General features: G+C 37.9%; 22 protein-coding genes. 12 read left to right on the top strand and 10 right to left on the bottom strand.

Translation table 11 applies throughout. From position 1 onward, the window contains the following. Nucleotides 1–60: 60 nt before the first annotated feature. Entirely contained in the window at nt 61–990 is a 930-nt protein-coding gene (locus tag RWP19_RS06145; RefSeq protein ID WP_314356883.1) for a ParB/RepB/Spo0J family partition protein, read from the bottom strand. Between the two features lie 127 nt (nt 991–1,117). Beyond that, complete coding sequence (locus RWP19_RS06140) at nt 1,118–1,888, bottom strand: ParA family protein (protein ID WP_119209350.1); 771 nt, start codon at nt 1,886–1,888, stop codon at nt 1,118–1,120. Nucleotides 1,889–2,760: 872 nt separating this feature from the next. Between RWP19_RS06140 and RWP19_RS06135 the strand changes: the two genes are divergently transcribed. The 3 genes from RWP19_RS06135 to RWP19_RS06125 are packed head-to-tail and all read left to right on the top strand — an operon-like array spanning nt 2,761 to nt 6,892. Next, the gene (locus RWP19_RS06135; protein ID WP_314356882.1) at nt 2,761–3,528 is read left to right on the top strand and encodes a methionine synthase; all 768 of its coding nucleotides are present in this window, start codon (nt 2,761–2,763) and stop codon (nt 3,526–3,528) included. 49 nt (nt 3,529–3,577) lie between these two features. Continuing rightward, a complete protein-coding gene (locus RWP19_RS06130; protein ID WP_314356881.1) occupies nt 3,578–6,013 on the top strand; it encodes a homocysteine S-methyltransferase family protein in 2,436 nt (811 codons plus the stop codon). Between the two features lie 21 nt (nt 6,014–6,034). Continuing rightward, on the top strand, nt 6,035–6,892 hold the full coding sequence (locus RWP19_RS06125) for a methylenetetrahydrofolate reductase (RefSeq protein WP_314356884.1): 858 nt from the start codon (nt 6,035–6,037) through the stop codon (nt 6,890–6,892). Nucleotides 6,893–7,149: 257 nt separating this feature from the next. On the opposite strand, the gene rsmG is transcribed toward RWP19_RS06125, so the two are convergent. Then, the gene (rsmG, locus tag RWP19_RS06120) at nt 7,150–7,902 is read right to left on the bottom strand and encodes a 16S rRNA (guanine(527)-N(7))-methyltransferase RsmG (protein ID WP_314356880.1); all 753 of its coding nucleotides are present in this window, start codon (nt 7,900–7,902) and stop codon (nt 7,150–7,152) included. A 714-nt stretch (nt 7,903–8,616) separates the two neighbouring features. Between rsmG and RWP19_RS06115 the strand changes: the two genes are divergently transcribed. Then, nucleotides 8,617–8,847, top strand: a complete 231-nt coding sequence (locus RWP19_RS06115) for a type II toxin-antitoxin system VapB family antitoxin (protein ID WP_314356878.1) — start codon at nt 8,617–8,619, stop codon at nt 8,845–8,847. After that, nucleotides 8,844–9,254, top strand: a complete 411-nt coding sequence (locus RWP19_RS06110; RefSeq protein ID WP_314356876.1) for a type II toxin-antitoxin system VapC family toxin — start codon at nt 8,844–8,846, stop codon at nt 9,252–9,254. The genes RWP19_RS06115 and RWP19_RS06110 overlap by 4 nt, the downstream gene beginning before the upstream one ends. A 79-nt stretch (nt 9,255–9,333) precedes the next feature. Here the strand turns inward: RWP19_RS06110 and mnmG are convergent, their stop codons facing one another. From mnmG to rpmH, 7 genes are all read right to left on the bottom strand, one after another. After that, complete coding sequence (gene mnmG, locus RWP19_RS06105) at nt 9,334–11,205, bottom strand: tRNA uridine-5-carboxymethylaminomethyl(34) synthesis enzyme MnmG (RefSeq protein ID WP_314356875.1); 1,872 nt, start codon at nt 11,203–11,205, stop codon at nt 9,334–9,336. A gap of 50 nt (nt 11,206–11,255) precedes the next feature. Continuing rightward, nucleotides 11,256–12,641 (bottom strand): tRNA uridine-5-carboxymethylaminomethyl(34) synthesis GTPase MnmE, encoded by a 1,386-nt coding sequence (gene mnmE, locus RWP19_RS06100; RefSeq protein ID WP_314356874.1) that lies wholly within the window; start codon nt 12,639–12,641, stop codon nt 11,256–11,258. Nucleotides 12,642–12,828: 187 nt separating this feature from the next. Beyond that, complete coding sequence (jag, locus tag RWP19_RS06095; protein ID WP_314356873.1) at nt 12,829–13,626, bottom strand: RNA-binding cell elongation regulator Jag/EloR; 798 nt, start codon at nt 13,624–13,626, stop codon at nt 12,829–12,831. A 9-nt stretch (nt 13,627–13,635) separates the two neighbouring features. Further along, on the bottom strand, nt 13,636–14,301 hold the full coding sequence (locus RWP19_RS06090) for a YidC/Oxa1 family membrane protein insertase (RefSeq protein ID WP_295258436.1): 666 nt from the start codon (nt 14,299–14,301) through the stop codon (nt 13,636–13,638). Nucleotides 14,302–14,471: 170 nt separating this feature from the next. After that, nucleotides 14,472–14,693 (bottom strand): membrane protein insertion efficiency factor YidD, encoded by a 222-nt coding sequence (gene yidD / locus RWP19_RS06085; RefSeq protein ID WP_072270728.1) that lies wholly within the window; start codon nt 14,691–14,693, stop codon nt 14,472–14,474. A 50-nt stretch (nt 14,694–14,743) separates the two neighbouring features. Then, nucleotides 14,744–15,103 (bottom strand): ribonuclease P protein component, encoded by a 360-nt coding sequence (gene rnpA, locus RWP19_RS06080; protein WP_295207375.1) that lies wholly within the window; start codon nt 15,101–15,103, stop codon nt 14,744–14,746. 79 nt (nt 15,104–15,182) lie between these two features. Beyond that, nucleotides 15,183–15,317 carry a 50S ribosomal protein L34 gene (gene rpmH / locus RWP19_RS06075; protein ID WP_004692946.1) on the bottom strand — a complete coding sequence of 45 codons (135 nt, stop codon included), beginning with the start codon at nt 15,315–15,317 and terminating at the stop codon, nt 15,183–15,185. 1,034 nt (nt 15,318–16,351) lie between these two features. Here rpmH and dnaA point away from each other — a divergent pair. The 7 genes from dnaA to gyrB all read left to right on the top strand — a co-directional run bounded on the left by dnaA (nt 16,352) and on the right by gyrB (nt 23,931). Continuing rightward, nucleotides 16,352–17,929, top strand: coding sequence for a chromosomal replication initiator protein DnaA (gene dnaA / locus RWP19_RS06070; protein WP_314356872.1), 1,578 nt, complete (start codon nt 16,352–16,354; stop codon nt 17,927–17,929). 326 nt (nt 17,930–18,255) lie between these two features. Further along, nucleotides 18,256–19,368 (top strand): DNA polymerase III subunit beta, encoded by a 1,113-nt coding sequence (gene dnaN, locus RWP19_RS06065; RefSeq protein WP_054747902.1) that lies wholly within the window; start codon nt 18,256–18,258, stop codon nt 19,366–19,368. Nucleotides 19,369–19,465: 97 nt separating this feature from the next. Continuing rightward, nucleotides 19,466–19,699: an RNA-binding S4 domain-containing protein gene (locus RWP19_RS06060; RefSeq protein ID WP_004692943.1), complete on the top strand. Its 234-nt coding sequence runs from the start codon at nt 19,466–19,468 to the stop codon at nt 19,697–19,699. Between the two features lie 3 nt (nt 19,700–19,702). Next, on the top strand, nt 19,703–20,803 hold the full coding sequence (gene recF / locus RWP19_RS06055; protein ID WP_314356871.1) for a DNA replication/repair protein RecF: 1,101 nt from the start codon (nt 19,703–19,705) through the stop codon (nt 20,801–20,803). Next, on the top strand, nt 20,790–21,692 hold the full coding sequence (locus tag RWP19_RS06050; RefSeq protein ID WP_314356870.1) for a DUF721 domain-containing protein: 903 nt from the start codon (nt 20,790–20,792) through the stop codon (nt 21,690–21,692). Before recF ends, RWP19_RS06050 begins: the two co-directional genes overlap by 14 nt. 13 nt (nt 21,693–21,705) lie before the next feature. Then, complete coding sequence (locus RWP19_RS06045; RefSeq protein WP_295207392.1) at nt 21,706–21,954, top strand: DUF370 domain-containing protein; 249 nt, start codon at nt 21,706–21,708, stop codon at nt 21,952–21,954. A 75-nt stretch (nt 21,955–22,029) separates the two neighbouring features. After that, nucleotides 22,030–23,931, top strand: a complete 1,902-nt coding sequence (gene gyrB, locus RWP19_RS06040) for a DNA topoisomerase (ATP-hydrolyzing) subunit B (RefSeq protein WP_295258451.1) — start codon at nt 22,030–22,032, stop codon at nt 23,929–23,931. Nucleotides 23,932–23,940 lie beyond the last annotated feature (9 nt).

The following is a 23,940-nucleotide window of genomic DNA, read 5'->3' as shown; positions in this document are numbered from 1 at the left end:
ATTGCTATTGCTATTGCTATTGCTATTGCTATTGCTATTGCTATTGCTATTGCTAAGCAATTATACTCTAAACTCTACAGTTTCAGTATCATCAGCATGATCTTGACCATCCATATAAGCAATAAGTCGTTCTAATTCTGTTTCAGAAGAAAAGGCAATTTCAATCTTACCTTGAACCTTTTTACCAGAACGGAACTTAATGTTTACAGGAGATCCTAAGCTAAGTTTTAAACGATCCATAAGAGCACGTACTTCTGCAGTACTTTGTGGCTTAACAGCCTTTGTCTTAGGAGTTTTATTTTGCATAGACTTCACAAGAGCCTCTGCTTGACGTGCACTTAATTCGCCCTCTTTAATACGTTCGGCAACTTCAATTTGTTGTGCAGCACTACGCAATGCCAACAATGGACGCGCTTGACCTACTGTTAAGTCGCCTTCAATAAGATCTTTTTGTACAGAATCACATAATTTTAACAAACGAACCATATTTGCAATATAAGAACGACTGCGACCTAAACGAGCAGAGATCATTTCTTGTGTTTGTTTATAAGTATCCATTAGGCCTTGGTACGCCAAAGCTTCTTCAATTGGATCCAACCCTTCACGTTGTAAATTTTCAACGAGAGCCACTTCTGTCATTTCTTCTGTATTATATTTCTTTACAATAACTGGTACTGTTTCTAAACCTGCAATAATAGCAGCACGATAACGACGTTCACCAGCTACAATTTGGTATTTATTCTTTTGTTTACGTACTACAATTGGTTGAAAAATACCAAGATTTTTAATAGATTCAGCTAATGTAGCTAAACTATCCTCATCAAAGCTTTTACGAGGTTGATCTGCATTCGGAACTAACTCAGAAATTGGTAGTTCATGAATTTCCTTTTCAGGTAATACAGACTCGACTGTGTCCACCTTCATTAAATTTCCAAGGCCCTTCCCCAAGCCGGATGATTTACTTTTCTTACTTTTAACTTCTCTAGGCATAACTAACCTCTCTCACCTTACATATGTGACTATATATCAATTTGTAACACTCAATTATTTAATAGCCAAGGTATTAGTCTAGTCATTTTAGCTATTTAACTATACAATTAGCTATCTATTGAACTATTTATTTATCTTTTGAAGCTTTAATCACTTCTTTAGCTAGTTTAGTATATACGTCGGCCCCTTTAGATTTTGGATCATATACGATAATAGGTTCACCATAACTTGGAGCTTCGCTAAGACGTACATTACGAGGAATAATAGTCTTATATACTTTATTACCAAAGAATTTCTTCACTTCATCAGCAACTTGAATAGATAAATTTGTACGACCATCAAACATAGTTAACAAAACACCTTCAATTTCAAGATTTTTATTAGATGTTTGTTGCACAATTGTTATAGTTTTTACTAATTGACTAACCCCTTCTAATGCATAAAATTCACTTTGAATCGGAATTAATACGCTATCTGCCGCTGTAAAGGCATTTAATGTTAGCAAACCAAGGGATGGCGGACAGTCAATAATGATAAAATCATATTCGTCACGTACTGGTGCCAATGCCTTTTTCAACATTGTTTCACGTGAAACAACTGAAACGAGTTCCACTTCTGCACCAGCTAATTGAATTGTTGCAGGCGCTACAAATAGCTTTTTAAGCATTGTAGGCTGAACAATATCAGCAATAGGTTCACCATCGATTAGAACATCGTGTACACAGAGTTCTAAATCATCTTTTTCAATACCTAAACCAGAGCTAGCATTACCTTGTGGATCTAAATCAACAAGCAACACTTTCTTACCAGCATCAGCCAAACAAGCACTCAAATTTACGGATGTTGTTGTTTTACCTACACCGCCTTTTTGATTAGTAATAGCTATAACTTTGCCCACTTAATTCACCTCACATGTTCGTTCAAAATATTTCTTTTTAATTATAACATAAAACAACGATATTTACGGTAATTACAAATCAAATTCTCAAAAAACATCTATAATTTTATCTATTAAACGCATCATTTAATAATATACACAATTTAATATTAGCAAACAATATAATTTAACCTCATTTTGCATCTCTCAAATATACAAAAAGAATTTTGATTGTTTCACGTGAAACATTTAAATGCAGTCAAAAAACTTAACTTGATCTATATAAAAGTATTTACCACAAAAATTTTATAGTAAAAAAATAAACTTGGTATATAAATATATACCAACCAGTTAAAAATACATAAGAAAATTTTATGTATTTTTTGTTTTCAAAAATAACTAATTAAAAATATAATTATACTAATAAAAATAACTAAATTAACAAAGTAATTGATCACAAAATCTAATAAATCTTTATGACTAATAATTAAAGATCAACATCAAGACAAATTGAATATATTGAGTAAATTTACAAGCAAAACAATCAAAATGTTTCACGTGAAACAATTTAATATAAAGCTGTAAGATTATTAAGCTAATGTAATAGTCTAAAATATATAAAACATTATCAATGATAACTTTTAGGATTAAAATATAATTTGATATAGCTTGAAGCTATATCAATACACTAATAAATTATATGAGAATACAGGCCCTATATACTTTGACAGGCATTATCTATATCTATATACTATTAAATAGATAGTAATAATATTTATAGACGTAAAATAGATAAATCTTGAGATTGATCTAATCTATAAACAATATACTAATGATTAAGTACACGCTCTACGGATACGCAGAGCTTTTTATTTTGAAAAGGAGGCGTTTCTATGCCCATTTATAACGGAATGCTTCCTGCCATCGATAAAACAGAAGTAAAACGATACGCAGGACTTCGTCACGCAGAGGATTTTCCGCAACAATATGTAGACGAAGCATGTAAGGAAATTCAATTATTAGCTACACCTAAAGGTGTATATCAAGAATATGATTATGATGCAGAAACAAAAACAGTTTTGAGCAATCCACCACTTAAAATTGAAGGTTCCATCATTGAAAAACATCTTGAAAAATCTACAAAAGTTTATGTATTAGGCGTAACAGTAGGTGAAGATGTAGAAATTCGAAGTGAACAGTTATTTAAACAAGGTAACTATACTGTAGGTTTACTACTTGATGCAGCGGCTACAACAGCGGTAGAACAAGTAGCGGATCAAGTAAATGAAGTTATCAATACCATCGCTAAAAAGCAAGGTTATAAACCAACATGGCGCTTTAGTCCTGGTTATGGTAACTGGCCATTAGAAATTCAGCCTCAATTAGCTAAAATTATTAAAACAGAGATGATTGGATTACAAGTAACGGAGAACTATTTATTGTTCCCACGTAAATCTGTAACGGCTATTATTGGTTTAATGCCAGCTAATCAAGATATCAATACAAAGCGTGGTTGCACATCTTGTTCCCAAAAGGATTGTGCATCTCGTAAATTACCAGAAAAGGCATCTATAACCACTAATAATGAAGAAGAAGAAAGCTGTAGTAAAACGACAGCCGAAGCCTCTGGTATCGCTATGAAAGGGCAACCAACAGAATAATGTTTCACGTGAAACACTTTAGAATTTAGGATGATAAAGGAAGATGTTTATGTATATATTTGACGGTGCTATGGGCACAATGCTTCAAGCTGCAGGCTTGGAAGAGGGCTATTGTCCAGAATTATTTAACATAGAAAAACCAGAAGTAGTAAAGAATATTCACGCTCAATACTTACAACATGGCAGTGATGTTATTACTACCAATACATTCGGTGCTTGTGGTCTTAAGTTAGAAGATTATGATTTACAAGATCGCGTAAGAGAAATCAATATTGCAGCGGTAAAAGTAGCAAAAGAGGCTATTGCAGAGGTTAAACCATCTGCCCGTGTAGCTGGTTCTATGGGTCCTACAGGTCGTTTCTTACAACCATTAGGCAATATGAGCTTTGATTCTATTTATGACACGTACCGTGAACAAGCAGATGCATTGATTGAAGGTGGCGTAGATTTCATTATCATTGAAACTATCATCGACGTACAAGAAATGCGCGCCGCTTTATTAGCATCTCTTGATGCTCGCGAAGCAGCAGGAAAAACAAAAGAAGATGTACAAATCATCTGTCAGTTTTCTTTCAGTGAAGACGGTCGTACTATTACAGGCACACCCCCAGCAGTTGCAACTACAATCGTAGAGGCAATGGGTGCAGATATCATAGGTATCAACTGTTCTCTTGGACCTGAACAAATTACACCACTTATCGAGGAAATCGCTAGTGTTACAAACTTGCCAATTAGCTGCCAACCAAATGCAGGCATGCCTCAATTAATTAACAAGCAAACTGTATTCCCACTTGCAGCAGAAGAAATGGGGCCATTGATGCTTCCAATCGTAGATGCAGGTGCAAGCTATGTAGGTGGCTGCTGTGGTACAACACCAGCTCATATTCAATCTATTTCCGATGCTGTGAAAGCACATACACCTAAAGAGCGTGCTCATATTGAACCTAAAACAATCATTACGAGCCGCACTAAATTGTTGGAATTAGGTCATCATACAAAACCTCTTATTATCGGTGAACGCATCAATCCTACAGGTCGTAAAGTGCTTGCTCAAGAGTTACGCGATGGCTCTTTCATTCGTGTAAAACGCGATGCATTAGACCAAGTAGAAGCAGGTGCCGACATCCTCGACGTAAACATGGGCGTAGCAGGTATGGACCAAACACCATTAATGGAACGTGCTATCTTCGAATTATCCATGCTCGTTGAAACACCTTTGTCCATCGATACATTGGATCCAGCAGCTATGGAAGTAGCTCTTAAAAACTATCCAGGCCGCGCTCTTATTAACTCCGTAAACGGGGAAGAGGAGTCCATCACTCACGTTATGCCATTGGCTAAACGTTACGGTGCAGCATTGCTTTGCTTGCCAATCTGCAGTGGTGACCTTCCTGAAAAAGCAGAGGACCGCGTTGCTTTAGCTGAAAGTATCGTAAATCGTGCTTATGGCTATGGTCTTCAACCTCATGACTTATTACTAGATCCATTGGTATTAACACTTGCCAGTGGTGAAGATAGTGCACGCCAAACATTGCGTACATTACAGTTATACAAAGAGAAATTTGGCTTCCCAACAGTAATGGGCTTGTCCAACATCTCCTTCGGTATGCCACAACGTCCTTACTTGAACGGCCAATTCTTAACAATGGCTTTAGCATGTGGTTTAACAACACCAATTATGAACCCTCTAAACTACCCAGCGAAAAAAGCATTTGTTTCTAGCACTACATTATTAGGCTGGGACCCAGGTTCTGCAGAATTCATCAAAGAATACGGCTATGAAGACGAAACAAGTGCCCCTGGTAACACTGCTCCAAAAGGTCCTGAAAAGAAATCTTTCGACAGCAATGATCCACTCGCTAATATCCGTGCTTGCGTAGAGCAAGGTGAAAAAGAAGCTATTATAGATCTTGTTAAAAAAGCCTTAGCAGATGGCATTGATCCATTGGATCTTACTAAAAAAGGTCTTTCTGAAGCGATGAATGTAGTAGGGGATAAATTCGGTTCTGGTAAATTATTCTTGCCACAAGTAATGCTTGCTGCTGAAACAATGCAGGCTGCTTTCAACACAATTAAAGAAATTATTCCTGCTAGTGAAAGTTTAGATAAAGGCACAGTTGTTGTAGCAACAGTTAAAGGCGATATTCACGATTTAGGTAAAAATATCGTAGCGGCCTTGCTTGAAAACAATGGTTACAAAATTGTTGACCTTGGTAAAGATGTTGATCCAGAAGTCATCGTTCAAGCTATTAAGGACAACAAAGCGGCCCTCGTCGGTATCTGTTCCTTGATGACTACAACAATGCCTCAAATCGACAATACTGTTGCAGCTATTCGCGCTGCAGGCCTTAATACTAAGGTCATGGTTGGTGGCGCCGTAGTATCTCAAGAATACGCAGATCAAGCTGGCGCAGATATCTACGCTAAAGACGGTATCGCTGCAGTTAACCACGCCAACGATTTCTTTGAAACTTTAGAGAAATAATTTGTAATAAAGAGGTACATGATGACATTAAGAGAGAAACATCAACAAGGGAAATTCACCATCACTGTTGAATTAGACCCACCAAAGAGCAGTTCTGCTCAAAAGGTATTTGACCAAGCAGCCCGTTTGAAAGGGAAAGTAGATGCCATTAACATCGCTGACAGCCCTATGTCCAAGATGCGTATGAGCCCAATTTCCTTGTCCTATTTATTACAACATAACGAAGGCATTGAAACTATCTTCCACCTTACATGCCGCGACCGTAACATCATCGGCCTACAATCCGAATTGCTAGGCGCTGCAGCACTTGGCGTAAATAATATCTTAACCCTTACTGGTGACAAACCAGATAATGGAGACCACCCATTTGCACAATCCGTATTCGAAGTAGACTGCATGGGCTTACTCAATATCGCTAAAACATTAAATGCTGGTAAAGACTTGGCAGGCAATGATTTAGATAAGCCTACAAACTTCTACATTGGTGCTACTGGCAACCCTGGTGCACCAGACTTAGAAATTGAACGTCAAAAATTAGCAGCGAAAATTAAAAATGGTGCACACTTCGTACAAACACAACCAATTTACGATTTAGAACAAGCAAAACGCTACATCGATAAAATGTCCGAGTTCGATATACCTATTATGCTCGGTTTAATTCCACTTAAAAGCTTCAAAATGGCTACATATTTACACGAAAAAGTGCCTGGGATTAACCTTACACAAGAAATCCTAGACCGTGTAGAAAAAGGCGGAAAAGAAGCGGGTACAGAAATCGCTATCGAAACTTTGGAACAAATCAAAAAAATCGCTGCAGGCGTACATATTATGCCTTTAAACGATATCGATACAACATTACATATCATTGACCATGTATAAATCATTGTAAAATTATAAAAGAACACCTTTCCCACGGACTCCATAGTAACCCTAAGTCGTCCTTAGGAAAAGGTGTTCTATTTATCTTTATATACGACTTATATAGTGAATAAACTATGTAATCCTGTTGTAAACGATATCCTTGAATAGGCTAGGGAAGATAGGAAAAAGAGGATGCAAATCTTAGATTTGCATCCTCTTTTATATAGGTATCAATTGTAATCTATTATCCGCTATTACGTGATAGCACTATTAGATTACACTAACGGTTTGTCTTTAATTTCTTTTGGCTTACGTGGGTATTGTTTCGGTGTTTTACCTGTTTTCTTGATATACAAGATTGCTCGTTTATCATCTAAGGTTGGTAGAGTAACGGTTCGTACTTCTTCAATCTTTGCTTTTAATGTGCTAAGGGCTTTATTGGATTCTCCCACTTCTTCTTCGTAGATAGCACCTTTTAAAGCAATAACGTAGCCACCTTCTTTAACATATGGTACAGTCCATTCTAAAAGAATGGGTAATCTCGCCACAGCACGACTCGTAGCAATATCAAAGCTTTCACGATAATCTTGATGACTAAGATCCTCTGCACGGCCATGTAAGGTAGCACAGTTAATCAATTTAAGCTCATCTATAACGGATTCAAGAAAGGTAAGACGTTTTTTCAAAGAATCAAACAAAGTGACCTTAAGACTACGATCATAGATAGCCAATGGAATGCCAGGGAAACCAGCACCAGTACCAACATCAATAATGGCCATGCCGGATTTAATAATATTTGGATCGTAGCAGGAGAGGGAATCGATCATATGCTTAACAATGACCTCTTTCATATCTGTGATGCCCGTAAGATTGAGGTATTTATTTGTTTCAATCATGCGCGCATAGTACACGTAAAAGTCCTTTGCCTGCTCTTCCGTACAAGGCAAACCAAATTTGGTCATTTGCTCCATCATGTATGAAACAAATTCAGACTCAGGTGCAATAGGCACATCGTATTTCTCTTTCATAAGTACTCCTAATAAATCATTCGATATTTATATAATACTAAAAGTAATCCACATATATGTAACAAAACTCATGTCATATGACACATCATATAGGCAAAACTATGTATTTAACAATATATGAGATATCAAAATAGTATTTAGATTTTCAGATGCTATAAAACTCAAAAATTTGCGTTATATGACGCTTTTAATCCATTTTATATAAGTTTATATACGAAAACTAATAATATGACCATATAAACAAAATACTTAAGTCATTTTTCTTTATATTATAGCATATTCTCAAATCATTCTCATTTATAAGCAAAAATATAGGACCTGCGTAATATAAAATAGGGTAGGGGAGAAATATTATATCTATATTATCATTTAAAACAATTAATTGAGAAATCGGTCCATCTTTTTAACCTATTTTGTTAACCTTTTACCATATCCATTTTCAATTTCCTTATACATCTTTTTATCAACTAAATTTCACAGTTTATTTCTAATTTATCACCATGAACTTTTCTTCACTTATAGAATATTTTGTCTATTCTGAATGTACACTTAATGTATTTCTCTAGTGTACATATTTTATAGATAGAATAATAAAAGTTTTATAAATATTCATATAAATATACATACTAGCTACTTAATAATATGTATACAAAATTATATCTTGTTAAAATATATATCAAGGTATATACTTTTATTAATAAGGAGGTGATATGTATGACCACAGCAAAGCTATTTGAAAATGGCCGTAGCCAGGCTGTACGATTACCAAAGGAATTTCGATTTAATGGTGATGAAGTAATCATCAACAAAATAGGAAATGTAGTCTTACTTATGCCAAAAGATGATGAATGGGCAGGATTTGTAGCTGGTTTATCATTATTTACAGATGATTTTATGTGTAACGGACGGGAAGATATTGATTATCAGGAGCGTGAAACCTTATGAAGTATATGTTAGATACTAATATATGTATTTATGCTATCAAACAAGAGCCAGAAGTTGTACTACAGAAAATATTGAAACATCATCCTTCAGATATATGTATTTCATCAATTACATATGCTGAACTAATGCATGGTGTAGAAAAAAGCCAATCAAAAGATAAAAATAGATTAGCTTTAACACTTTTATTATCACCTATACAAATTATTGATTTTGATAGTCACGCTGCTGAAGAGTATGGAAAAATAAAAGCCGATTTACAATCACAAGGAAAAATTATTGGTCCTATGGATTTACTCATTGCTAGTCATGCAAAATCAAAAGGTCTTACTATCATTACTAACAATACAAAAGAGTTTAAAAGAGTTAATCAATTAGAAGTGGAAGATTGGTCTAAACCATTAAGCTAATTAAACCTGTTAAGTATTTACTAAAAAAAGCTAGTTAATCATAAGATTAACTAGCTCTTTTTGTATATAATCACATCTATTATTTGCTTCTATTGTATTGTTCCAATTGAATTAGCAGAACAGATACGTCCGCAGGGGATACGCCAGAGATACGGCTTGCTTGGCCGATAGAGTGAGGGCGGATTTTATTGAGCTTTTGTTGAGCTTCAAGGGAGATACCCTTAATTTGTGTGTAATCCCATTCTTTTGGAAGAATTTTTTCTTCTAGTTTACGAACCTTATCGACTTGGTCCATTTGTTTTTTGATGTACCCTTCATAAGTAATGGAGATATCAACAGCTTCTTCTACATCAGGTGTATAGCGTTTTAAACCAAATGCATCAGCTACGATAGCGTAGGAAAGTTCATTACGTTTTACTAAATCATAAGCGTGAATACCTGTTCTAATAGGTGCTGTACCTAAGCTTTCAAGCAAAGCTTGTGTCTCCTTAGATGGATTAACAGGTGTATTTCGCAACATATCCATTGCTTCGTCGATAGCCGCTTTCTTTGCTGTAAATTTAGCCCAACGATCGTCTTTTACAAGACCAATTTCACGGCCTTTTTCAGTAAGACGCATATCTGCATTATCTTGGCGAAGCAATAAACGATATTCGCTGCGACTTGTCATCATGCGATATGGTTCGTTTGTACCTTTTGTTACAAGATCATCGATGAGAACACCGATATATGCTTCGGAGCGAGCAAGGATAAACGGTTCTTTACCTTCAAGCCATAAAGCAGCATTAATACCAGCCATTAGACCTTGTGCAGCGGCTTCTTCATAGCCAGATGTACCATTAGCTTGACCAGCAGAGTAGAGGCCTTCAATATGTTTTACTTGAAGGGCTGGTGTCAATTGTGTTGGGTTCAAGCAATCGTATTCAATAGCATAGGCAGGGCGCATGATTTCTACATTTTCAAGGCCTGGAATGGTGCGAAGGAATGCATATTGTACGTCCATTGGAAGGGAAGTACTCATGCCCTGCACATACATTTCGTTTGTACTAGTACCTTCTGGTTCTACGAATAATTGATGACGTTCTTTATCTGCAAAGCGTACTACCTTATCTTCGATAGAAGGGCAGTAACGGGGGCCTACACCTTCAATTTTACCGCTATACATAGGAGCACGGTGAATATTACTCGTAATGATTTCGTGCGTTTCTTTGTTAGTATAGGTCAACCAACATACGTCTTCATTGCGATTGATCCATTCATCCATAAAGGAGAAGGAGTGATGATGTGTATCTCCTTCTTGAACCTCCATATTTTCAAGATTAAGCGTGCGTTTATCTACACGGGCCGGCGTACCAGTCTTAAAGCGCATCAACTCAATGCCATTGTCGAGCAAAGATTGAGAGAAATGTTCTGCTACGCGTTGACCATTTGGGCCACCTACATAATCGATATCGCCGATGAGGATTTTACCTTTCAAGTAGGTACCTGTACAAAGAATAACAGCCTTAGCGCCATAGAATTCGCCAAGTTCTGTAACAATACCTGTTACCTTGCCGTCCTCAACCTTAAGCTCTGTTACCATAATTTGCTTAACATTGAGGTTCTCTGTATTTTCAATAGTTTGTTTCATCAAATGTTGGTATTTAATTTTATCAGATTGGCAGCGCAAGGAATGCACTGCAGGGCCTTTACCCATGTTGAGCATACGCATTTGAATAGCCGTAGCATCTGCGTTAATACCCATTTGACCGCCTAAAGCGTCAAGTTCATAAACAAGATGGCTTTTACCAGGACCGCCAACGGCAGGATTACATGGCATAAGCGCAATGTTATCTAAACTGATAGTCGCCATCAACGTGCGATGACCCATGCGGGCAGCGGCGAGAGCCGCCTCACAACCAGCATGGCCACCACCGATAACGATGACATCATAATTATCTACTGTGTACATATCAATTGAATTCCTTATATTTATTACTTATCTTATTATGAAAGTTTAAATCACTTACCAAGGCAAAAACGACTGAATAGTTCGTCGATCATGGATTCACGAATGGTATCGCCTGTGATGTCGCCTAGTAGTTCCCAGGCGCTGCGCAAATCGGTAGCGACAAAATCTACTGGCATGCCCATGTCGATAGAGGAGAGGGCTTCTTCGACTTGAGTTTTTGCTTGTTCCATGAGGCTGATGTGGCGCACATTACTGATCATGGCGCTGTTGTCTTGTTTAACACGACCGCCATAAACGAGTTCTTGCACCCATTTGGAGAGAACCGCAGATCCTTCGCCGTCTTTAGCGCTAATGCGTTCAATAGCTGTAAAAGTCCCGTGTTCTTTAATATTTTCGTCTGTAACGACTTGTGCCACATCGGACTTATTGAGGAGTACGATGGTATTCAAACCGCTGACAGAGGTCAAAATTTCGATTTCTTCAGGGGTTAATGGAGTAGACCCATCAATAACGCAGAGTACGATGTCTGCTTTATTAATATAATCGCGAGCACGCTCCACACCGAGGGCTTCTACCGTATCTTGAGTATCCCGAATACCTGCCGTATCGATGAGGCGCAATGAAATACCTTCTACGGTCATATATTCTTCAATACTATCCCGCGTCGTCCCCGGAATATCCGTTACAATAGCGCGGTTTTCGCGCAAGAGAGCGTTCATAAGGCTCGATTTACCTGCATTTGGACGACCTACGATAACCGTCGTAATACCATCGCGAATGAGGCGACCTGTATTAGCCGTAGACAACAAATCGTCCATAGCTTTCAAAATAGGCTCTAGCTGCTCACGAACCTCTTGGCTCGTTACATCCTCAATATCCTCCTCAGGATAGTCGATAGTTACCTCTAAATGAGCAATCATGGCGATGAGCTGTTCACGCACATCTTTTACAAAGGACGAAACTGTGCCGTCCAGCTGCGATACAGCGAGAGAGAGGGAGTCCTCTGTTTTCGCTTCAATAATATCAATGATCGCCTCTGCTTGGGTGAGGTCGATACGTCCATTCATAAAGGCACGCTTCGTAAATTCGCCGGCCTCTGCCATGCGCACATCGTGATTTACGAGCAATTTCAAGATTTGTCGAACCGGCACAATACCACCGTGACATTGAATTTCCACCACATCCTCTGCCGTGTAGGAATGAGGGCCTTTCATTAATAATACAAGAACCTCGTCGATGGTCTTGTTCGTTGCAGGGTCCACAATGGTCCCATATTGAATCGTTCTATTTTGGCGGTCCATCAAAGGAACGGTGCCAGCGCTCTTGAACAGGCTATTTACAATAGGAAAACTATCCTTGCCGCTGACCCGAATAATACCAACCCCGCCAATGCCGGGCGGCGTCGCAATGGCCGCTATTGTATCATCTATATACATACATATCTCCGTATTTCGATTATCTAGTATTTGCTTTTGTATATGTTCTTCGCCTGTGAAAGTTAAACTAAACTAATCTTTGCATGCGAAGATTAACTTAGGTTAGCTTTCACCATAACCTAAAGAATAAAGGGGGCAGCCCTCAAGCAACCGAGAATATCAGTCACTTGAAAGCTGCACCACTATATTATTTTTTGTACGTAATCACAACGTGACGGAACGGTTCGTCCCCTTCACTGTTAGTAACAACGTTTTTATCCCCTTGAAGGGCAGTGTGAATGATTTTACGTTCAAAAGCATTCATCGGTTCTAAGGAAACCTTTTGGCGGTTACGTTTTACCTTAGAAGCCAAGCGTTTCGCAAGATTTACCAATGTTTCTTCTCGGCGAAAACGATAATTTTCCACATCTACAACGATATGGCAGTGGCCAGACACATCCTTGTGCGCCACGAGATTTGTTAAGTATTGAATAGCATCCAATGTTTGACCATGTTTACCGATTAAAATACCTAAATCTTCGCCGTGCACTTGGAATGTAATCTTATCTTTAGTCATCATTTTTTCGATAACTACAGTGAGGCCCATTTGTGTAAACATATCATCTAGGAATTGTTTACCTTTTTCAGCAATTTCTTGTTGATCTTCTTTTGAAAGTTCCTTTTTAGAAGGTTTTTCTACAACATCACCTTCAGAAGTTTCAACTGCTGTATCTTGTACTTCTGTTTCACTTGTTGCTATCGGATTGGAAGCAACAGCTACAGATTGTTCTTCTACATGAGCTACTTCTTCTTGCGTAGCAGTTTTAGCTACAGATGTGAAGAATAAGCGAACAACTGCTGGTTTACGACCAATGCCCAAGAAGCCATTAGAAGGTTGTTCCAAGACTTTAGTTTCTACCAATTCTTGGCCTTCTGCAGCCAATTGAGCTACACCTTTGGCAATGGCATCTTCAATGGTTTTAGCAGATACATCGATAAATTCCATAATTGCCTCCTACTTAGCGTTCAAATTTTTGTAAATGAAGTGCTGTTGAATCAATTGGAATACGTTAGAAACTACCCAGTAGATAACAAGACCAGATGGGAAGTTCAAGGAAATATAACCAATGAATAGAGGCATAAAGATTGTCATAATCTTTTGTTGTTGTGCAGCTGCACCAGTTGCACCATTACTAGTTTGACGAGACATAAACCATGTGGATAGTGCACTCAAAACTGGCAATATGTACATTGGATCTGGTTCGCCAAGGCTAGGTAACCACAAGAATTGTACAAAGTTTGGATCATAAGGATAGTCTTTCAACGCCCAGTAAATAGCGATCAAGAATGGCATTTGCACCAATAAAGGCAAACAACCAGCCAACGGGTTAACACCCATTTCTTTGTACAATGCACCCATTTCTGATTGAAGTTTTGCAGGATCATTTTTATATTTATCTTGCAATTCTTTCATACGAGGCTGTAATTCTTGCATAGCCTTCATAGATTTAATTTGCTTAACAGTAAGTGGTGCCAAAATCGCTTTAATAACGATTGTTAAAAGGATAATAGCCACACCGTAGCTTGGATAACCTACCATTTGAGTCAATTGGAACGCATAAGTTACCAATGTGCTCATCAAGTCAACAATAGGTTGAAAAATACCACTTAAAAAGTCCATTGTTTCTCCTTTTTCTTACAGTCCGAAACCGTCCTTTGCGCATCTATATATCGTTATGGTATGGTCTAAATTTCATCCATACAGATGCTCAGGTATTTCCAAAACTGTGCTAAATAGTAATGGTGAAAGTTACTTTCACAAAACGCAAAACTAGTCTAATCCCAAATAGATTATGGCACTGGATCGTAGCCACCCTTATGGAAGGGGTGGCAGCGAAGAATGCGTTTTAATCCCATCCAGCTACCTTTCAAAGGACCATATTTTTCGATGGCCTGTAGAGTATATGTGGAACATGTCGGATAATAACGGCAACATCCAGGTTTTAAGGGAGATATGGCAAGCTGATAAAACCTAATTAATAGTCGTAAAAGCGTGGTTATACAGCGTTTCATAGAAACCTCCATATACACAAAAAAGGACCAAAGCCTTCTAACTTGTGGTCCTATTTATTATTTTGTATCAACAATTTGCTTTTTCGCAAGAGATACAAAATTTCCTTTTCCGCTTTTTCGTAGGTAGCGTTTTTCAGAGGGCCACGTCCAACAATTACGATATGATACCCTTCGCGTATGGCATGTTGATTGAGGCGATATACCTCTTTCATAAGCCGTCTAGCTCGATTGCGCTCTACAGCACAACCAACCTTTTTGCCGGTTACAAAACCAATGCGCGTAGATTGCTTCGCCACGGGCATACGATAAAGTACACACATACGGCCTACTTCGTATTTTCCGTGCTTATACACAAGGCGATATTCATTATTGTGCGTCAGTCGTCTTGCTTTTTCGAGGCAATAATCCATATGCATTGTCCTTAAGTCCTAAGAATAGAAAAACTTGGCAGCAGCGCCAAGTTTTTTCTCCTGCCTAACAGCTATTATATTATGCAGATAAGCGTTTTCTGCCTTTTGCACGTCTTCTTTTTAAAACGAGACGGCCACCGATAGTTTTCATGCGTTCACGGAAACCATGGGTACGTTTTCTCCAAAGAGTATTTGGTTGGTAAGTACGTTTCATTAGTAAAACACCTCCTCGTCATTTGTATTGTTTTACTTATACCATAACAGGGTAATTATAGAGTTAAAACGTAAATTTGTCAATATAATAAAGGCATTCTGCTTGTGAGTTCTTGTATTTCTGTAATAATTCTATCACACATTTCAACCAGTAATTGATGTTACGTTTCCAGGGGAGGAATATAGGGCTCCTTCATCGCTCCATACTAACCGTAAAGTCGCTCAAAAGGACCCTATATTCCATCCCTAAGTAAATCCTAATGTCACCTTACACACCACTACACGATGTAAACGTAACATCAATATCAGCAACACAAGAACTCACATTCTAATCTTTTTATATAAGACACATTTACATTTTGATCTCTATTTGGAAGAGGAGAGGAATAGATGTGGTTTTCTCCCTCCACACGTTTCGGTCAAAAATCCACATCTAACACTCCTTCTTAGAAAAATCACTAGTCTGTCATTTTTTATTTTATATATAGTTTTGATTATCTGAAGGTTGATGCTGTTATATTCATCAATTACTTTTTCATCTATGTGTATTGTAAACATAAAAATTATCTTATTGGAGGAAGGGAATGAAAACTACTTTTCGAGCGACTTGCGTCAGAATGGAGCGATAAAAGTAGTTTTCATTCCTCCCCCAAAAGTAATTGATGAACAAGATATGAGATAGTTACTGAGTTATTAACATTTCTCCTTCAGATAATCAAAAGTTATCCACAGAATAAATGACAAACTAGTGATTTTTTGGTACAATCATACTTGAAATTAGGAAAAAGTATATATTTTTATAAGTTTTTATTGGATAACTTTTAAGGTTATCCACATTTTTTCTCTTTTGACCTGTGTAATCTATAAAGTCAGTTATTATCTGGTTGGAAGAGAATTTTATTTTCACTTATTCACAGGTTGTGCACAGGTTATTCACAGGAATAACAGTTTTTTCCACAGCTTTCACAAGAGTTATACACATTATTCCTAAAGTTATACACATTTATCGCAATAGTTATACACAAGAGGCAAGTCATGCAATCATTTGATTTGAATAATATATGGGAACATATATTGCAAGAGGCGAAAAAGAACATGCAACATTTGCCTGACGCGTTGTACTTGCGCGTCACGTCATCGTTGATTCCCATGTCTCTCGAAAGTCATTCGATCCATATAGGGGTCATGCAAACATTTGTTAAAAACTTAATCGATCAGCAGCCACAGATCAGCAAGGCTTTGCAGGATGCTATTACTACGGTTATCGGTTCCCATCGGGATATGGTGTTATTCGATTTCAATCAAGAAAGTGTAGATACTACCTTTGTTGATGAAAGTCTCATCGATGATGCACCTGTAGTGGCACCGCCGATGCCATTACCTCCAGTAGTAGAGGAAAAAAACCAGCAAGACGAGTTCTATAAACCAATCTACCAAGAGCCGGTCTATATCGACCGCACACCAGCACCTGTGGAAATTCCAGATGAACCAATGGTAGCGCCTACTAAAACGACTGAAACTACAACACCTACATTACAATCTGATAATGTACCTGTGGATTTATCCTTATCTAACCTTAATCCAGCATACCGTTTTGATAACTACGTTACAGGCAACGCGAACCGCATTCCATTTGGGGCAGCTCAAAATGTAGCTGAGTTCCCAGGCGGCGACTATAATCCACTCTTTATCTATGGTCCATCAGGTCTAGGTAAAACGCATTTGATGCACGCCATCGGCAATGCTATCAAGGAAAATCATCCACACATGAAGGTTATGTCCATTACGAGCGAAAACTTTATGAACATTTTCGTCGAAACATTGCAACGTAACCAAGGTAAATTATTCCGCAACACGTTCCGCAACATCGACGTGCTCATGATTGACGATATTCAGTTCCTTGAAAGTCGTGAAAGTACGAAAACTGAGCTATTTAATACGTTCAATGAGTTATTAAATAACAACAAGCAAATCGTCCTCACCTCTGATACGATGCCAAACGATATGGAGCAATTCGAAGACCGTCTTCGTTCTCGTTTCCAAGCTGGCTATATTGCTACCATGGAAAATCCAGATTTAGAAACGCGCATTGCTATCTTTAGATCTTTGCTGGAACGAGAATATAAGAAAAATCGCGTTATCCGCATCGATAACGACTCCATCAACTACGTGGCGTTACAATTTAGCGAAAATGTCCGAGTGTTACAAGGGGCTTTCACAAAACTCATCGGCACCGCATCCATCGATCAACGTCTTGAATCTATCGATTTAGAATACACTAAACAAGCCTTGGCTGGCCTCGTTCATACCGAAGAGGTAAACATAGTAACTATTGAAAGTATCCAGAATTTTGTAAGTTCTTATTTCAATATTAAAAAGCAAGACTTGCTCGGTAAGAAGCGTAAGGCACAGTTCGCATTCCCACGGCAAATTGCCATGTATCTATGCCGTGATATGATCAATGAAAGTTATCCGCAAATCGCAGCAGCCTTCTCTCGTGACCATACGACAATTCTCCATGCGTACGATAAAATTACGAAGGAAATTGAACGAAACGAAGAAACTAAGAACATGATTTCTGAAATTAAACAGAAATTAACAACTTGTGGATAACTCTGTGGATATATTGTGCGTAACTTTGTGGATATCCTAAAAACCGCACTCTGCTGTGAGTATGTGGATAAGTGGTTACAAATTATCAACATAGTTATACACAACCGAGAAATCGCACGGTTAGTAGCGCTAATTCACTTTTACACATATGAACAGGCCCCTACTATTACTACTACTAAAACTAACAAACAATCAAAAAACCAGTAGAAACAGATCTATCGCAGAATATCTATAGAGCATCTACGATAGCAAACATAGAAAATTACAAACAAGACAAGAAGTTATTAGTGCTTCTACATTATATGGAAATCATAAAGGAGTTATAAATGCATATTACATTCCCAAAAGCAAATCTCCAAAAAGCAATCAACGTATTGCAAAAGGTATCTCAAAATAAAACAAGTTCCAACTTACCAGGTGCTATCTACATGACAACAAAAAATGGTCAAGTAGAATTGCAAGGTAACGACTTTGAACTCGGTATTCGTTTAACCATCGACGGCGACATTAAAGAACCTGGCACATTAGTAGTAGGTTCCCGCTATTTCCAAGAATTAATTCGCAAATTACCAGGCGATACAATCGAGCTTTATAAACCAGAAGATGGCAATTCTTTAACAATCACATCTGGTTCTTCCGAATTCAATCTTGTAACATTACATCCAGATGATTTTTCCTTGGTAGAACAAATACATGACCAAGATCATGTAAATATCGATAGCTTTGCTATGAAAGAACTCATCGATTTAACAAACTATGCAGCTGCTACTGACGAAGATCGCCCTGTATTTACTGGTGCTCTTCTTGAAATTAAAGAAAATGAAGTCACTATGGTTGCTACTGATACACACCGCATGGCTGTTAAAAAAATTACTATCGATGAGCCAGCAACTACGCCAATGCGCGCTATCATTCCTACAAAAACATTGGCTGAAGTATCTCGTTTGTTACCAACAGATAATCCAGCGATGATCAACATCATTTGGAACCGCACTCAAATCGTGTTCAACTTTGAATCTATTTATATTATTTCTCGTTTAATCGAAGGTACATATCCTGAATATGAAAAGGTTATTCCTTCCCAATTCGACTCTAGCGCTGTTATTGACCGCCGCGAATTCGCTGGTGCCGTTGATCGCGTATCCTTATTGGCTAAAGACATTAGCTATAACGTAATTCGTTATGATTGGGCTGAAAGTAATGTAACATTGTCTACTCAAAATACTGAAATTGGTATGGCAAAAGAAGACGTAGCTGTTGAATTTAAAGGAACTCCTTTTACAATCTCCTTCAATGGTCGTTATATCTCCGACATCTTGCGCCACAGCACAGGCGACAACATTCATTTGTTCTTAAAACAAAACGGTCCTGTTGTCATTCGCCAAGACAATAATCCGAACTATACATACGTAGTAACACCAGTTCGTACGAACGCTTAATGAATTAATATACATATTTTTATTAGGTAATGATGATTAAAAGTCATCGTTACCTAATTCCCATATAGTTATAATTTGTCCACTATAGGAGGACGTTATGAAAGAGCAACAGCAGGTACCCATTCATACGGAGTACATTCAAATTGATCAGTTGTTGAAGTTAGAAGGTATCATCGAAACAGGTGGTCAAATTAAATCCTTTATCGATGAAGGCATCCTTACTTTGAATGGTCAAGTTGTCACAGAAAAACGCAAGAAGTGTCGCGTTGGGGACGTGATTTCTTGCGAAGGTCTCGATGTAGATCTAGTGATTACTCAAGAGGAGGCATAATCAGTGAGAATTGACTCACTGCAATTATTCCAGTTTCGTAATTACAAGGATGTACAGATTCAGTTCAATCCGGAGATTATCGTTTTGCATGGTACTAATGGGGCTGGTAAGACGAATATCCTCGAATCGATTTATGTGGGTACCATTGGTAAAAGCCATCGAACCAATGATACATCGGATATGCTCATGTTTAATGCTGAGGAAGCAGGCATTGTTGTTAAGTTCGAGAAAAAGGATACACCTCAAAAGGTAAATATTAAGTTATTCCGCCAAGGCCCTAAGGATATTCGTTTAAATGATACGAAAATATCTCAAAAAGAACTGATTGGTACATTAAATACAGTTATCTTCTGTCCTGAAGATTTACAGCTCATCAAAGGAACGCCGTCAGGACGTAGACGTTTTCTCGATATGGAAATCTCTCAGACGAGTGCTACCTATTATCATCAGTTGATGCAGTATAATCGGTTATTACAGCAGCGCAATGCGATCCTTAAAGAATATAGAGGTAAGCAGAACATTCCTCTTGAAGAATGGGATTTGCAATTAGCAGATATGGCGAGTTTTATCGTAAAGAAACGGTTAGAAAGCTTGAAGAAAATAAATCTTCTCATCGATTTGATGAACCGTAAATTGACGGGTGGCCTCGAGAATTTGACCATTGGTTATGAACAGCCATATATGGATAATGGATCCTTAGAATTTACAAAGGAAGGCTTTTACGAGCGCATTAAAGCAGCGTTGCCGCAGGATCGTCATCGGATGACCACCAGCGTAGGTCCTCATCGCGATGATTTACGATTCTTTTCCGATGCGATGGATTTAAAGAAATTTGGATCCCAAGGACAGCAACGAACGGCTGTATTGTCCTTAAAATTGAGTGAGCTTGAGTTTATTAAGTCCGAGGTTGGGGAATATCCAGTTCTTTTGCTCGATGATGTATTGAGCGAACTTGATGAATCGAGACGAGTGAATTTATTGCAGTTTATTCATAAACGTATTCAAACATTTATTACTACTACAGATATTCACGATTTTAAAGATTTGAAATCTGTTCAATTTATTTCTTGTGAAGGGGGAAGGGTTCAGTATGGACAGCCTTGATCTTTGTTTACCAAAGGCCTTATCAGAACTGAATTTACTGGAACAATATAAATTAAATACCCTCGTTCACAAGTGGCGTCAAGTTGTGGGCGATGTCATAGCTGACCATACGAAAATTGTGTCTATCAAGCCGCCAAATATGGTTATTAGTGCAGATAACTCCATGTGGATGCAGGAATTACAGATGCAAAAACGACGTATCATCGAGGCGATAAACAAATATTACCATCAAGAGGTCATCACCGATATTCGCTTTATTATGAAACGTCAAAGTTATGTGAAAGCAAATACTGATACATCTATTTCATTGCCTGATGAACAGATTATTACAAAACGTATTAATTTTGCAGACATCGTACTTTCAAAAGAAGATGTAGAAGCCATCGATAAATCCTTAGAACAAACAGATAACGAAGAATTACGAGCCGCTTTCAGAAAAGTACAAATTACGTCTCGAAAGCGTGAAATCTATTTAGAACAGCATGGCTATCATCGTTGTAAGCGATGTGGCATGCATATGGAATCTAAAAAAGAAATCTGTCCGACCTGTGAATATGAATTGCATCGCGCTCATATTAAAGACATTAAGTCTGTTATTAGAAAGTATCCGTACTTTAAATACAGCGATTGTCAGCAGTTTATACAGTGTACCTTCCCAGATTTTGCAGAAGCTATGCGGGAATCCATATACTTTTACTTAGATAAAATTTATAAAGGGTCTATTAATCGCCGTCACATGTTTATGGTGGCTATGCTCATTACTCATAAGAAGCCTGATGAGCTAACGGACCAACACGTTATTAATTTGTGCAATAAATATCGATCTAAGTTCCTTGCTGAAGAAGAACAGCTCAAAATTGATGCCCTTAATGGGACATTAGAAAAGTAGAGGAGGAATTCCTATGTACGTTCATATTGGGGATACTGTTTCCGTGCCTATTGAATCTATTATTACGATGGTGCACGCCAAGGGCGGAAAATCACATAAAAGTCCTATTCATAACTATGAAAGCTTAGAGTATATCGCCATGGTACCAGAGGAGCAGATCAAGACCTATGTGGTCACTGATGATTGCGTTTATGGTTCTGGTATTAGTATTAAGACTTTAATGAGACGAATTGACGAGTTTTATAGTATAATAAAGAGATAAGATTTATTCTGTACATGTGTTGTACCAAATTTCAATCCAGTACAGTGTGATAGATTGTTAGGAGGAGTTTGTTTCATGCCTGAAGAAAATTATGGCGCTCAGAATATACAGGTTCTCGAGGGTCTTGACGCGGTACGTAAACGCCCTGGTATGTACATTGGTAGTACGTCCATTCGCGGTTTACATCACCTCGTTTATGAAGTAGTAGATAACTCTGTTGACGAAGCGCTCGCAGGTTACGCTACACATATCGAAGTATCCATTAATAAAGATAACAGTATTACTGTTGTCGATGATGGTCGTGGTATCCCTACAGGGATGCATGAATCCGGTATGTCTGCAGTAGAGTTAGTATTAACAAAATTGCATGCTGGCGGTAAATTTGGCGGTGGCGGTTACAAGGTTTCTGGTGGCCTTCACGGCGTAGGTATTTCTGTAGTAAATGCGTTGAGTGAATGGACTAAGGTTCAAGTAGCTCAAAATGGTATAGTTCAAGAGATTTCTTTTGCTCGTGGTCATAAAACTTCTGAGTTACATGAAATCGGTAAAGCAGAAGGTACTGGTACTACAGTTATCTTCAAGCCAGATGCTGAAATCTTCGAAACTACTATATTCAACTTTGATACATTAAAAATTCGTTTACAAGAATTGGCATTCCTTAATAAAGGTCTTCGCATTACATTGAGCGATTTGCGCCAAGAGGAACCGCGTGTTGAAAGCTTCCACTACGAAGGTGGTTTAAGTTCTTTCATTGCCTTCTTGAACGAAAATAAAGAAGTGGTAAACCCTACTGTTATCGATATTGAAAATACAAAAGACGACGTAGTTGTAGACGTAGCGTTGCAATATAACGATAGCTACAGCGAAAACTTGTTGTCCTTCGTAAATAATATCAACACTGTTGACGGTGGTACTCACCTTTCTGGTTTCCGTGCTGCTTTGACTCGTACCCTCAATGATTATGGCCGTAAATCTGGCTTGATCAAGGAAAATGAGTCAAACCTTTCCGGTGAAGACGTACGTGAAGGTTTGACAGCTGTTGTATCTGTAAAAGTATTGGAACCTCAATTTGAAGGTCAAACAAAAACTAAACTTGGCAATAGTGAAGTTAAAGGTATTACAGATGTTATCGTATCTGATGGTCTTAGAACATTCTTTGAAGAACATCCTCAAGATGCGAAGAAAATCATCGAAAAAGCAACTATGGCAAGTCGTGCTCGTGAAGCAGCTCGTAAAGCTCGCGACTTAACTCGCCGTAAAAATGCGTTAGAAGTATCTAGCCTTCCTGGTAAATTGGCAGATTGTTCCGAAAAAGATACATCTATGACTGAAATTTATTTAGTCGAAGGTGACTCTGCGGGTGGTTCTGCTAAACAAGGTCGTGACCGTCGTTACCAAGCGATTTTGCCATTGCGTGGTAAGATCCTTAACGTAGAAAAAGCACGCCTTGATAAGATTTTAGCGAATAACGAAATTCGTTCCATGATTACCGCTTTCGGTACTGGCATTGGTGAAGAATTCGATATTACCAAATCCCGTTATAATAAGATTATTATCATGACAGATGCGGACGTTGATGGTGCTCATATCCGTACCTTATTATTAACATTCTTCTATCGCTATATGAAACCATTGGTAGAGGAAGGTCATATCTACATTGCTCAACCACCTTTGTACCAAATTAAGAAGGGTAAATCCCATTGGTATGTATACTCTGATGCAGAGCTTACAGCTAAACTTGATGAAGTAGGTCGCGATGGCATTACAATTCAACGTTACAAAGGTTTAGGTGAAATGAATCCTGAACAATTATGGGAAACTACAATGAATCCTGAAAATCGTACGATTTTACAAGTTAGCTTAGAAGATTCCATTGAAGCTGACAAAATCTTTACCGTTCTCATGGGTGATAAAGTAGAACCTCGTCGTAAATTTATTGAAGATAACGCAAAATATGTGCGTAATCTAGATTTGTAAGAGGTGAAC

This window comes from uncultured Veillonella sp., from assembly GCF_963522475.1.
GTDB lineage: Bacteria > Bacillota > Negativicutes > Veillonellales > Veillonellaceae > Veillonella.
This window is presented reverse-complemented; position numbering and strand designations above follow the sequence as displayed.